Source organism: Amycolatopsis sp. NBC_00345 (assembly GCF_036116635.1).
In the GTDB taxonomy this organism is placed as follows: Bacteria; Actinomycetota; Actinomycetes; order Mycobacteriales; family Pseudonocardiaceae; genus Amycolatopsis.
The window spans coordinates 407,544-419,431 of sequence record NZ_CP107995.1 but is presented as its reverse complement, the minus strand read 5'-3'; the positions used below and the strand labels follow the sequence as shown (position 1 = coordinate 419,431).

Genomic DNA, 11,888 nt, shown 5'->3' with positions numbered 1-11,888 from the left:
GGTGGCCGGGGAAGAGGGCAGCGCCACCGTTGGCCGGCCGGCGGACCCGTGATCCGGGGCGGGCGCAGTGAACTTGAGCGGCCGCTGACCAGGGGCGACTGTCCTGTGGGCTGGGCCGAGGTCAACCCGCGGGGCTTCTGTCCTGTGAGGTGGCTGAGGTCGGCCCGGCGGACCACACCGGCAGTGTTTCGCCCGGCAACTGCCGGACCTAAGCTGACGTGGTGAGGCTGACCTCAACTGTTCTGGGCACACCGGAGCCACGGGCGCTGGCGCGGTTCTACCAGGCTCTGCTCGGCTGGCCGATCGACACGGACGAGCCGGACTGGGTCACCCTGCGGCCCGAAGGCGGTGGCCCCGGCCTGTCCTTCCAGCTGGAAACGGACCACGTGCCCCCGGCCTGGCCCGCGCGCCCCGGTGACCAGCAGATGATGCTGCACCTGGACATCGAAGCCGACGACCTCGCCGAAGCCGCCGCCCAGGCCGAAACCGCGGGTGCGCGGCTCGCGGACTTCCAGCCGCAGGAGCATGTCCGCGTTTACCTGGACCCCGCCGGTCATCCGTTCTGTCTCTGGGCCAATCCCTGATACCTGCCATGGGACCCAGGGCAGACTCCTGACCCCTGGACCCGCCCTCCGGCCCGGACCGCGGGCACCACGCCAGCCGCCCCGGCCCCGGACCCGCCACCGCAAACGCGCAAACGGAATAGGCACGGGAGCTGCGAGGCACAGCGCCATCGCCACCGCGCATCTCGGCCACCATCGCCACCACGCGCCCTGCCGCCACGCTGTCCGCCACCGCGCGCCCTGCCGCCGCGCGCAGTGCCACCACGCTGTCCGCCGCCGCACCCGGCCGCCATCGCCCCCACGCCTCGCCCACCATCACCCCCGCACGCCCAGCCACCGCGCGCAGTGCCACCGCACTGTCCGCCACCGCGCCCAGCCGCCATCGCCCCACGCCCGCCCACCATCGCCACCGCACGCCCGGCCGCCGCACTGTCCGCCACCGCGCCCAGCCGCCATCGCCCCACGCCCGCCCACCATCGCCACCGCACGCCCGGCCGCCGCACTGTCCGCCACCGCGCCCAGCCGCCATCGCCCCACGCCCGCCCACCATCGCCACCGCACGCCCGGCCGCCGCACTGTCCGCCACCGCGCCCAGCCGCCATCGCCCCACGCCCGCCCACCATCGCCACCGCACGCCCGGCCGCCGCACTGTCCGCCACCGCGCCCAGCCGCCATCGCCCCACGCCCGCCCACCATCGCCACCACGCCGTCGCCGCCGCGCTGTCGCCGGTGGGTGTGCCGCGCTGTCGCGGGCGGGCTAGTCCAGTTCGGTGCGGATGGCGGGGCCGTTGTCCGGCCGGGCGAAACGCACGAGGCCTTTTCCCTCCTGCCAGGACTCGACGAACAGGGTGTTGCCCTCGACCCAGGTCAGTGCGGCCTCGCGGATGTCGAGGTGGAACAGGTGGCTCGGTTCGCCGCCGCCCTGGATCCGGGCAAGCAACGCCGGGTCCGTCACCTCGGTGGCGACGCCCGCCAGCTTCGCGTCGCCGCCTGCGGCTGGGTCGCCTGGGGCGGCGTGGATGGCGAAGCGGCCGTCGCGGCGGAGGTCGCGGGCCTTGACGGCGTCGAGCATCGAGCCGACGTAAAGCGAGCCGTCTCGGAAGTCCACCTCCGAGCCGCTGACTCGGGGTGAGCCGTCACGGCGCAGGGTGGCCAGGATGTGGGACTCCGCGGAGGTGAAACGCTTACGTACGCGGTCCGCGAGCGACGGTGCCGCCGCCGCGAACGCCTGCCAGGTAGCCATGCTCAGCAGTGTCGCACCCGGCACCGACAAAACCGGGAAAGCCCGGCAAGACCAGGGAAAACGGCCTCACCGAGCTCCTCGGCCGACGCCCGGACCAAACCCCTCCCGACCGGCACCTCCACCGAAACCCCAGCCGACCCCCTGCCGACCGGGAAACCAGCCCCACACCGAAATCCCGGCCGACGACCCCGTCGGCCGGGAAGACCGGCATCCAGACCGTCAGCTGCCCTGACCCACCGGCTGCGCCGGCTCGGCGACCGTGCTGCCGGCAACCGTGCTGTCAGCCGCCGTTTCCTTGGCGCGGCCGGCCCGCCGGGCCAGCGGCGCCAGCGTGCGCTGGATGATGAAGTACTCCGCGATCAGCACGTTGCCCAAAAGGCCCGCCCACGCGGCCGCGGTGTAGATGTCCTTGTACGGCACCGACGACGGCAGGACCTGCATGCCGATCATCAGGTAGACCCGCAGGGTGACCGCGGCGAACGTGAGCGCGTAGTTGCGCACCATCCAGATCCGGTGCAGCGCCACCTCGCGGCGCCGGATCGTCCGGTAGGCCTTGGCCGCGGTGTACAGCCAAGCCACGATCAGCAGGTAGAACGCGACCTGCAGGGCGAAACCGCTCTTCGTGACCGCGGACGCATACGCCGCCGCCGCCGAGGCCGCGACGACCGAGATCAAGTACACCCGGCCCATCACCCGGTGCAGCCGCGGGAAACGGGCCCGCAGCCGCGGCACGAACTGCCACGGCCCGATGATCAGCGTCAGGCCCGCCGGCAGCGCGTGCACCACCAGGCTCGCGTAGTAGCCCACGATGGCCCGGTCGATCGGGACGGCCGAGCTCCCCGTCAGGTACGGCGGCACGAAGTAGGCCGCGACGCCGATCGCCAGCAGGGCCAGCAGACTCCACAAGAACCACCACCACCGACGGCGGACGGCCGGTGACATGACTGAAGCGGACACGCGGGAACTCCCCTACTTACGCAAGAACACTGAAGAACCGCAACGATCGCCACGGTGTACCCGGCCAAGTTACGCACGGGGCGCCCGACCGGGGCAATATCGGCAATTGCCTATATCCGCACTACCGGCGCGATACATGGACGTCGGCAAGTGTCACACTAGGCATACCGATCGCCGGGGTTCAGTCCTCAGTGGAATGCGCGAGACCGCGTTCAGGAACAACAATGGGCCAATTCGGCAGCGAAGCAAACCGCCGGACGGGGGCGGGTCGGAGCAGGAGCGTCACCCGCGGGTTCAGGCCCCGTACACCGGCTCCGGGTTCTCGCCCGACGCCAGCAGTTCGGCCACCACCGGCCCCAGCTCCCCCGGCTCCCAGCGCGCGCCCTTGTCCCGCGCCGGGCCGTGGCGCCAGCCGTCGGCGAGGCAGACGCGGCCACCGTCCACTTCGAACACCCGGCCGGTGACGCCCGCCGACTCCGCCGAACCCAGCCACACCACCAGCGGGGACACGTTCCCCGGCGCCATCGCGTCGAAACCGCCGTCGGGGGCGGCCATGTCGAACGTCCCCTCGGTCATGCGCGTGCGCGCCGCCGGGGCGATGGCGTTCACCGTCACGCCGTAGCGGCCCAGCTCGGCGGCGGCGACGGTCGTGAGCCCCAGAATCCCCGCCTTGGCCGCGGAATAGTTGCCCTGCCCGACGCTGCCGAGCAGGCCCGCGCCCGAACTCGTCATCACGACCCGCGCCGCCCGCGTGTGCCCCGCCTTCGACTCCGCGCGCCAGTACTCCGCGGCATGCCGCAACGGCGCGAAATGTCCCTTCAGGTGCACGCGCACCACGGCGTCCCACTCGTCCTCGGCCAGGTTCACCAGCATCCGATCGCGCAGGAAGCCGGCGTTCGCCACCAGCACGTCCAACGCGCCGAACTCTTCGACGGCCGTCGAAACCAGCCGCGCCGCACCGGCCCAATCCGCGACGTCGTCGGTGTTCACCACGGCTTTCCCGCCGAGCACCCGGATTTCGTCGGCCACCAGGTCGGCCGGACCGCCACCGCCGCCGCTGCCGTCCAGCGCCGCGCCGACGTCGTTCACCACCACCCGCGCACCCTCGGCCGCGAACGCCAGCGCGTGCGCCCGCCCGATCCCGCGCCCCGCGCCGGTGACCACCACAACGCGTCCTTCGACCAGCCCACTCATTTCGCTCCCGTCTGCTCGGCCGCGCTCAGGTACGCCGGCGACTCGCCGCCGCCGTGCACCGCGAGCCGCGCCCCGCTCACGTAGGAGGCCAGCGGCGACGCCAGGAACGCCGCGCACCGGCCCACCTCTTCCGGTTCCGCCAACCGTCCCAAAGGGACAGTCGCGCTCACCGCCGCCAGGTCGCCGTAGTGCCCGGACGCCTCGGTCCGCACCATCCCGACGTCCAGCGCGTTCACCCGCACCTTCGGCGCCCACTCGACCGCGAGAGTCGCCGTCAGGTTGTCCAGCCCCGCTTTCGCGGCGCCGTACGCAGCTGTACCCGGCGAAGGACGCAACGCGCTGACACTGCTCACGTTCACGATCACCCCGCCGCCGTCCTGCTTCTGCATCACGGCGTTCGCCGCCTGCGCGACGGCCAATGGCGCCAGCAAGTTCAGCGCCACCACCTTGTCGTGGAATCGCGGCGACGCCGTGGCCGTGTCCGCGAAGGGCGCTCCACCGGCGTTGTTGACCAGCACGTCCAACCGCCCGTGACGCGACACGACTTCGTCAACCAACCTCGTGACGTCGGCGGGATCACGGACGTCGCAGGGCACGAAGCCTGGCCCCGCTTCGCCGGTGCGCGCGCAGGTGACCACCGAAGCGCCCGCCTGCCGGAACACCGAGGCGATCCCGGCGCCGACCCCACGGGTCCCTCCGGTCACCAGCACCACCCTGCCGTCCAGCCGAAGATCCAGTGCCACAACCGACCTCCTGCGTCGCCGTACCCGTGCTAACGTACCAAGCAAGTGCTAGGTTTGTAACCCATAAGAGGTGACTATGGCCGCGACCGTTTCCACGCACTCCCCGGAGCCCGGCGTCACGCTGGTGACCGTGGCCGCGCCCCCGGTGAACGCGCTGACCGTGCGCGGCTGGTTCGATCTGGCCGCCGCCGTCGAGCAGGCGGGGCGCGATCCGGACACACACGTTGTCGTCCTGCGAGCCGAGGGACGCGGCTTCAACGCGGGCGTCGACATCAAGGAGATCCAGCGCGATCCCGGCTACAGCGCGCTGATCGGCGCGAACGAGGGCTGCGCCGCCGCGTTCTCCGCCGTCTACGACTGCGCGGTGCCGGTGATCGCGGCCGTGCACGGGTTCTGCCTCGGCGGCGGGGTCGGGCTGGCCGGCAACGCCGACGTGGTGGTGGCCAGCGAGGACGCCGAGTTCGGCCTGCCCGAGGTGGACCGCGGCGCGCTCGGCGCGGCCACGCACCTCGCGCGGCTCGTGCCCCAGCACCTCATGCGCGCGCTGTACTACACAGCGTCGACGATCACCGCGCAGCAGCTTCACCACCACGGCTCCGTGTACGCGGTGGTGCCGCGCGAAGAGCTGGACGAGACCGCGCTCGCCCTCGCCCGGCGCATCGCGGCGAAGGACACCCGCGTGATCCGCGCGGCGAAGCAGGCCATCAACGGCATCGACGTGCAACCCGTACACCGCAGCTACCGGTTCGAGCAGGGCTTCACTTTCCAGCTCAACCTCGCGGGCGTGTCCGACGGTGCCCGGCAGGAGTTCCTGGACGGGAGGGAGAAGCCTTGACCGACAAGCGGATGACCGCCGACGAGGTGGTCGCCGAACTGCGTGACGGCATGACACTCGGCATCGGCGGCTGGGGCTCGCGGCGCAAGCCGATGGCGCTGGTGCGCGCGATCCTGCGCTCGCCGCTGAAGGACCTGACAGTCGTCTCCTACGGTGGCCCGGACGTCGGCCTGCTCGCCTCCGCGGGCAAGCTCAAGCGGCTGGTGTTCGGCTTCGTGACCCTCGACTCCGTGCCGTTCGACCCGTGGTTCAACCGCGTGCGCGAGTCCGGCTCGATCGCGGTGACGGAGTACGACGAGGGCGTCCTCGGCACCGGTCTTTCCGCGGCCGCGCAACGGCTTCCGTTCCTGCCCACCCGCGCGGGCCTCGGGTCCGACGTGATGACGCTGAACCCGGGGCTGCGCACCGTCCGCTCGCCGTACGCCGACGGCGAGGAGCTGCTGGCCGTCCCCGCGCTGCGCCTCGACGCCGCGCTCGTCCACCTCAACCGCGCGGACGCCCGCGGCAACGCCCAGTACCTCGGCCCGGACCCGTACTTCGACGAGCTGTACGCCCTGGCCGCCGACCGCTGTTACGTCTCCACCGAGCGGATCGTCGAGACCGCCGAGCTGACCGCCGCCGGGCCCGTGCAGAGCCTGCTGCTGAACCGCGCGAGTGTGCACGGCGTCGTCGAAACCCCGCATGGCGCGCACTTCACCACCGCCGCGCCGGACTACGGGCGGGACGAGCGGTTCCAGCGGCACTACGCGGCGTCGGCCAAGGACCCGGGCCAGTGGCCGTCCTTTGTGGACCGATTTCTGAGCGGCGACGAGACCGACTATCAAAAGGCCGTCAAGAAATTCAGCGAGGAGGCGGCATGAGCGACGTGACCCGGGCGGAGGTCTGCGTGACCGCCTGCGCCGACCTGTTCCGCGGCGACGGCGAGATCGTGGTCAGTCCCATGGGCTTCATCCCCGCGCTGGGCGCGAAGCTCGCCCGCCTGACCTTCGAGCCGGACATCCTGCTCTCCGATGGCGAGGCGTCGCTGGTGACCGCCGACGGCGTCGTCGAGGGCTGGCAGCCGTTCCGGAAGGTGCTGGACACCGTGGTGCCGCACGGGAAGCGGCACGTGGTGATGGGCGCCAACCAGGTCGACCGGCACGGCAACCAGAACATCTCCGCGATCGGCCCGCACGGGAAGCCGGTCAAGCAGCTGCTCGGCGTCCGCGGCGGGCCCGGCAACACGGTGAACCACCGCACCAGCTACTGGGTGCCGCGGCACAGCAAGCGGGTCTTCGTGGCGCAGGTGGATGTCGTCTCCGGCGTCGGCTACCAGCGGGCGGGCGCGTTTTCGCTGCCGTACCACGACATCCACCGCGTGGTGACGAACCTGGGCGTGCTCGACTTCGGCGGGCCGGACCACGCGCCGCGGCTGTTGTCGGTGCATCCCGGGGTGTCGGTGGACGAGGTCACGGAAGCCACGTCGTTCCCGCTGGACACCGCGGACACCGGGGAAACGCGGCTGCCGACGACGGATGAGCTGGAGCTGCTGCGCACCCGGCTTGACCCGGATTCGTCGCGGGACAAGGAAGTTCCCCAGTGAAGACCGCGCTGACGGAGCTGGCCGGCGTCCGTCACCCCGTCGTGCAGACCGGGATGGGCTGGGTCGCCGGCCCGCGCCTGGTCTCGGCGACGGCGGAGGCGGGCGGGCTGGGCATCCTGGCGTCGGCCACGATGACGTTCGACGAGCTGGCCGCCGCGATCAAGGAGACGAAGGCCCGCACGGCGAACCCGTTCGGCGTCAACCTGCGCGCGGACGCCGGTGACGCCGCCCGCCGCGTCGACCTGCTGATCGAAGAGGGCGTGCGCGTCGCGTCGTTCGCGCTGGCGCCGAAACGGGACCTGATCACGAAGCTGAAGGACCACGGCGTGGTCGTGCTGCCGTCCGTCGGCGCGGCCCGGCACGCCGAAAAGGTGGCGGCCTGGGGAGCGGACGCCGTCGTGGTGCAGGGCGGCGAGGGCGGCGGGCACACCGGCGGTGTCGCGACGACGCTGCTGCTGCCGTCCGTGCTCGACGCCGTCGACATCCCCGTGGTGGCCGCGGGCGGGTTCTTCGACGGGCGCGGCCTGGCCGCCGCGCTGGCTTACGGCGCGGCCGGCATCGCGATGGGCACCCGGTTCCTGCTCACCCGCGAGAGCACGGTCCCCGACTCCGTCAAACAGGCCTACCTGGACCACGACCTCACCGGCACCGTCGTCACGCGCAAGGTCGACGGGATGCCGCACCGGGTCCTGCGCACGGAGCTGGTCGACGCGCTGGAACGCTCCGGCCGCGTCACCGGGCTCGCGCGAGCGGCCGCCAACGCCGCCCGGTTCCGCAAGCTGAGCGGGCTTTCCTGGCCCGCGCTGGTGCGTGAGGGCGTGCGCATGCGCCGGGGCGGCGGCCGCGACTGGGCGCAGGTGCTGATGGCGGCGAACACCCCGATGCTGCTGCGCGCGGGGCTCGTCGACGGCGACCGCGAGGCCGGGGTGCTGGCGTCCGGGCAGGTCGTCGGGCTGCTGCGCGACCTGCCGTCCGTGGCCGGGCTGATCGAGGCGATCGTGGCCGACGCGGAGGCGATCCTGCGACGCCTCGGCGACGGGCGTTGTGCTTGACTTCATTGCATGATCCCGGAAAGCCGGTGCCCGGTCACGGACGGCGAGCTGCAGGTCCGTGTCGGCGGGACGGGTCCGCTGCTGCTGCTCATCCCGGGCGGGACCGGGGCGGGCGACGCGTACCGCGCGCTGCGCAAGCAGCTGGAGCCCGACCACACCGTCGTCACCTACGACCGCCGTGGGCACTTCGCGAGCACCGACACCACCACCGGCCCGGTGCCGGTGTCCCGGCAGGCCGACGACGCGCTCGCGGTGCTCGACCACGTCGGCGCGGCGGCGATCCCGGTGTTCGGCACCAGCGCGGGCGCGCTGATCGGGCTGGACCTGGTGGCACGGCACCCGGACCGGGTGAGCGTGCTGGTGGCGCACGAGCCGCCCGCGGTCCAGCTGATGCCCGACGCCACCGGCTGGCTGGCGGCCGCCGCCGAGCAGGTGCGGCTGGCCCGTTCGGGTGACCTGATGGGCGCGGTGACGCGGTTCGCCGACGCCATCGCGGGCGCGGCGCTGCCGGACCTGCCGAACCTGCGGCTGCCGAACGAGTCCGACTGGCTACGGCTGTTCGACCGTGAGCTGACCGGGTTCTTCGACTACCTGCCCGACCTGCGCGCCCTGCGCCGCGCGAGCACCGAGATCCTGCCGGTGGCCGGCGAGGGCAGCCGCGGCCGTTACCACTACCAGCCGGCCCGGATCCTGGCGCTGGAGCTGGGCCTGCCGTTCACCGAGGTGCCCGGCGCGCACCTGGCGCCGCAGCGGATGCCGGCGAAGTTCGCCGCGGCCCTGCGCGATCTGCTGGCCGGCTGAGCGCCCGCACCGCCGGCCTGCGATCACGGCCTGCGATCACGGCCCGGCCGACGGCGGGAAACGTCCCGGCAGCACCGGAATCGCCCGCACCCGGGCGCTCGACCTGAGTCCGCGGCATCCTCGCGGCACCGGAATCGCCTAAACCGGGCGCACACCCCGGCCCGCCTCACCGCGCGCGGTGATCCGCCGTGCGAAGAACCACCCGCCGAGGCCGGCGCCCGCCGCGAGCACCAGCAGCCACAGCACCCGCACCGGGGTGAAGCTCCCGCCGAAGAACCCCACCACAGCCGGCAGCACCAGACCGGGCACCAGCACCACCGCGGCCCACCACGCGCGACGCCCGGACTTCAGCCCGCACAGCGCGCCGATCACCGCCAGCGCCGCCACGCACCCGGCCAGCAGCCAGCGCGTGCTCGTCTCGATGTGCTCGTGCCCGACCGACTCGATGGCGTCCCCGAGCCCGCCCGCGAACGCCGCCAGCAGGCCCGCGACCAGGCAGTGCAGCGGCAGCAGCAGCCGCGGCTTCAGCCGGTCGGCGGCGAGGTACGGGATCCCGCCGGAGCCCTCGCGCAGCGCGGCCCCCCACAGGGTCGCAAGCAGGCCCAGCGCGGCGAGCGCCGTCCAGTACAGGGGGCGGTCCCACTTGGGCGTTTCGGCCATCGCGTCGGTCACCGTCAGCACGCCCTCGCCGAGCACGATGATGGTGAACAGCCCGAGCCGCTCGCCGAAGTGCGCCGTGTCCAGCCGCGCGGCGGTCGCCTGGACGGCCGGGCCGCGCCGGCTCGCCAGCTTGGCCGTGACGTTCTCGGTCAGGCGCTTGCCGGAGAAGGTGAAGGTGATCACCAGGTCGACCAGCACGCCGAGGGCCCACAGCCAGTAACGCCACGAATCGGGCGTCCAGATCGACACTATCCACGGCGTCACGCCGAAGCCCATGTGCGCCACCGGCCAGTCGACGAGCACCCGGACGCCGTCCTTGCGGTGCTCCCAGACCCGGTCCGACAGCACGCGGACGGCGATGTAGGCGATGGCGAAGACCTTCGCGTGGTCACCGTGGATGCCCGCCACCGACGCGGCCATCACCACCAGGCCCGCCATCGCCGCCAGCACCGGCATGGTCTTCGCGGCGCCGCCGACCACGTTGCCGTACACCGTGAAGCACATCCAGGCCGTCCAGAAGGCCAGGAAGCACACCACGTAGAGCCCGACGTCCGCCCACGAGGTGCTGCCGTGCACCAGGTGGGCGAGCTGGCCCACCCCGGCGACGGCCACCAGGTCGAAGAACAGCTCCAGCCAGGACGCGTGCCGCTCTTCGGCCGGGTCCTCCGGTTTCTCGCTCACGGCGGCGACAGTAGCGGGCAGATCCCGGGACGGACGACCACGGGCCCGGCGGACGGCCCGGGGCCCGGCCGCCCGGTCCGTCCACAGTAGAGCGGCGGCCGCTGTCACCCGGGCGAGTGGCCGCCACTGCCGAGCGGCCCGGGCCGGTGTAGGCCTGGAACGTCGCCGGTCCTCGCGAACGGAGAAACCATGCAGCTGGGTCGGGTAGTCGCCGCGGCCGTCCTCCTCACCACCGGCCTCGCCGGGCCCGCCGTGGCGGCGGCGCCGGACAGCTCGGCCGCCGCGGTCTCGCAGGCCCTGCGGAACGGGACCCTGGGCGACAGCCACACCCTCGACGACCCGTGCGGCGGCGTGGTGCAGGGCCACCAGGTCGACCTCGGCTGTCTCACGCGGGTGGTCGCGCAGGACCGGACGTCGGCGAGCCCGCTCACCACACCGTCGCCCGCGGGCTTCAGCCCCGCGGAGCTGGCGCGCGCGTTCGGCCTGCCGGACGCGGCCACCGGCGCGAAGGGGATGGTGACGATCGTCGGCATCGGCGCCTACCCGACGCTGGAGGCGGACCTCGGCACCTACCGGAGCCAGTTCGGCCTGCCCGCGTGCACCACGGCGAACGGCTGCCTGAAGGTCACCGACTACCACGGCGGCCCGCCGCTCGCGCCGGACAAGAGCCTCGCGGGCGTCGAGGAGTCGTACGCCACCGAGACGGCGCTGGACGTGGACCTGGCCTCGGCCGCGTGCCCCGGCTGCCGGATCTCGATGGTCCAGATCCCGATGGACGTCACGCGGCTGCTCGGCGCCGTCCTGCTGCAGCAGCCCGGCCCGCTCGCCGACGACTTCGGCACGGCCGTGACGTACGCGGCGGGCCTCGGCTCGAGCGCGGTCAGCATGAGCTACGGCATCCCGATCGGCCTGCAGGGCGAGTACCTGGGCACCGGCGCCCCGGCCGTCGCGCTGCACCACCCGGGCATGGCGGTCCTCGCCGCTTCCGGCGACCGCGGCTACCTCGGCGGCGCACAGCTGTGGCCGCAGGAGCTGCCGTGGGTGACGTCGGTCGGCGGCACGTCGCTGACCGGCGCGAACGGGACCTTCACGCAGCACGCCTGGGGCGGGCTGTTCACGCCGACGGGCGAGCAGCAGCGGTGGGTCGGCGCGGGCAGCGGCTGCGCGCTCGACCTCGGCCCGGCCCAGGGCCAGCCCGCGGACGTCGCGGCGAACTGCGACGGGCACCGGGCCGGCTCGGACGTCTCCGCCGTCGCCGACCCGCTGACCGGCGTCGCCGTCTACCGCAGTTACGCCCCGGCCGGCGGCAAGGCCGGCTGGCTGGTGGCCGGTGGCACCAGCGCGGCCTCGCCGTTCGTCGCGGGCCTCTACGCGCGTGGCGGCCATCTGTCCGATGTGGACGGACCGAACACGCTGTACCGCGCCCCGGCCGGCAGCATCACCGACATCGCGAACGGCTCCAACGCCCAGCAGGGCTGCGCTCCGTTCAAGACCGCCGTCTGCACCTCCGCGCCGGGCTGGGACGGCCCGACCGGGCTCGGCGTGCCGTCCGGCCTCGGCGCTTTCTGAGACCCAAG

General features: G+C 73.1%; 12 protein-coding genes. 7 read left to right on the top strand and 5 right to left on the bottom strand.

Features of this window, described 5'->3' with window-relative positions; genetic code table 11:
* The first annotated feature begins 221 nt into the window (after nt 1-221).
* Entirely contained in the window at nt 222-584 is a 363-nt protein-coding gene (locus OG943_RS01985) for a VOC family protein (RefSeq protein WP_328607926.1), read from the top strand.
* A 736-nt stretch (nt 585-1,320) separates the two neighbouring features.
* On the opposite strand, the gene OG943_RS01980 is transcribed toward OG943_RS01985, so the two are convergent.
* The 4 genes from OG943_RS01980 to OG943_RS01965 all read right to left on the bottom strand — a co-directional run bounded on the left by OG943_RS01980 (nt 1,321) and on the right by OG943_RS01965 (nt 4,700).
* Nucleotides 1,321-1,806, bottom strand: coding sequence for a pyridoxamine 5'-phosphate oxidase family protein (locus tag OG943_RS01980; protein WP_328607925.1), 486 nt, complete (start codon nt 1,804-1,806; stop codon nt 1,321-1,323).
* A gap of 219 nt (nt 1,807-2,025) precedes the next feature.
* Nucleotides 2,026-2,712, bottom strand: a complete 687-nt coding sequence (locus OG943_RS01975) for a DUF2306 domain-containing protein (RefSeq protein WP_328607924.1) — start codon at nt 2,710-2,712, stop codon at nt 2,026-2,028.
* A 345-nt stretch (nt 2,713-3,057) separates the two neighbouring features.
* Entirely contained in the window at nt 3,058-3,957 is a 900-nt protein-coding gene (locus OG943_RS01970) for an SDR family oxidoreductase (protein ID WP_328607923.1), read from the bottom strand.
* Nucleotides 3,954-4,700 carry an SDR family oxidoreductase gene (locus OG943_RS01965; RefSeq protein WP_328607922.1) on the bottom strand — a complete coding sequence of 249 codons (747 nt, stop codon included), beginning with the start codon at nt 4,698-4,700 and terminating at the stop codon, nt 3,954-3,956. The genes OG943_RS01970 and OG943_RS01965 overlap by 4 nt, the downstream gene beginning before the upstream one ends.
* A 76-nt stretch (nt 4,701-4,776) precedes the next feature.
* On the opposite strand from OG943_RS01965, the gene OG943_RS01960 reads away from it, so the two are divergent.
* From OG943_RS01960 to OG943_RS01940, 5 genes are read left to right on the top strand one after another with little or no spacing between them, the layout of a single operon-like run.
* The gene (locus OG943_RS01960; RefSeq protein ID WP_328607921.1) at nt 4,777-5,535 is read left to right on the top strand and encodes an enoyl-CoA hydratase family protein; all 759 of its coding nucleotides are present in this window, start codon (nt 4,777-4,779) and stop codon (nt 5,533-5,535) included.
* Nucleotides 5,532-6,395, top strand: a complete 864-nt coding sequence (locus OG943_RS01955; RefSeq protein WP_328607920.1) for a CoA transferase subunit A — start codon at nt 5,532-5,534, stop codon at nt 6,393-6,395. Before OG943_RS01960 ends, OG943_RS01955 begins: the two co-directional genes overlap by 4 nt.
* Complete coding sequence (locus OG943_RS01950; RefSeq protein ID WP_328607919.1) at nt 6,392-7,117, top strand: CoA-transferase subunit beta; 726 nt, start codon at nt 6,392-6,394, stop codon at nt 7,115-7,117. Before OG943_RS01955 ends, OG943_RS01950 begins: the two co-directional genes overlap by 4 nt.
* Nucleotides 7,114-8,169, top strand: a complete 1,056-nt coding sequence (locus tag OG943_RS01945; RefSeq protein WP_328607918.1) for an NAD(P)H-dependent flavin oxidoreductase — start codon at nt 7,114-7,116, stop codon at nt 8,167-8,169. Before OG943_RS01950 ends, OG943_RS01945 begins: the two co-directional genes overlap by 4 nt.
* 9 nt (nt 8,170-8,178) lie before the next feature.
* On the top strand, nt 8,179-8,970 hold the full coding sequence (locus OG943_RS01940) for an alpha/beta fold hydrolase (protein WP_328607917.1): 792 nt from the start codon (nt 8,179-8,181) through the stop codon (nt 8,968-8,970).
* Between the two features lie 138 nt (nt 8,971-9,108).
* Here the strand turns inward: OG943_RS01940 and OG943_RS01935 are convergent, their stop codons facing one another.
* The gene (locus OG943_RS01935) at nt 9,109-10,311 is read right to left on the bottom strand and encodes a low temperature requirement protein A (RefSeq protein ID WP_328607916.1); all 1,203 of its coding nucleotides are present in this window, start codon (nt 10,309-10,311) and stop codon (nt 9,109-9,111) included.
* Between the two features lie 189 nt (nt 10,312-10,500).
* Between OG943_RS01935 and OG943_RS01930 the strand changes: the two genes are divergently transcribed.
* The gene (locus tag OG943_RS01930) at nt 10,501-11,880 is read left to right on the top strand and encodes a hypothetical protein (RefSeq protein WP_328607915.1); all 1,380 of its coding nucleotides are present in this window, start codon (nt 10,501-10,503) and stop codon (nt 11,878-11,880) included.
* Nucleotides 11,881-11,888 lie beyond the last annotated feature (8 nt).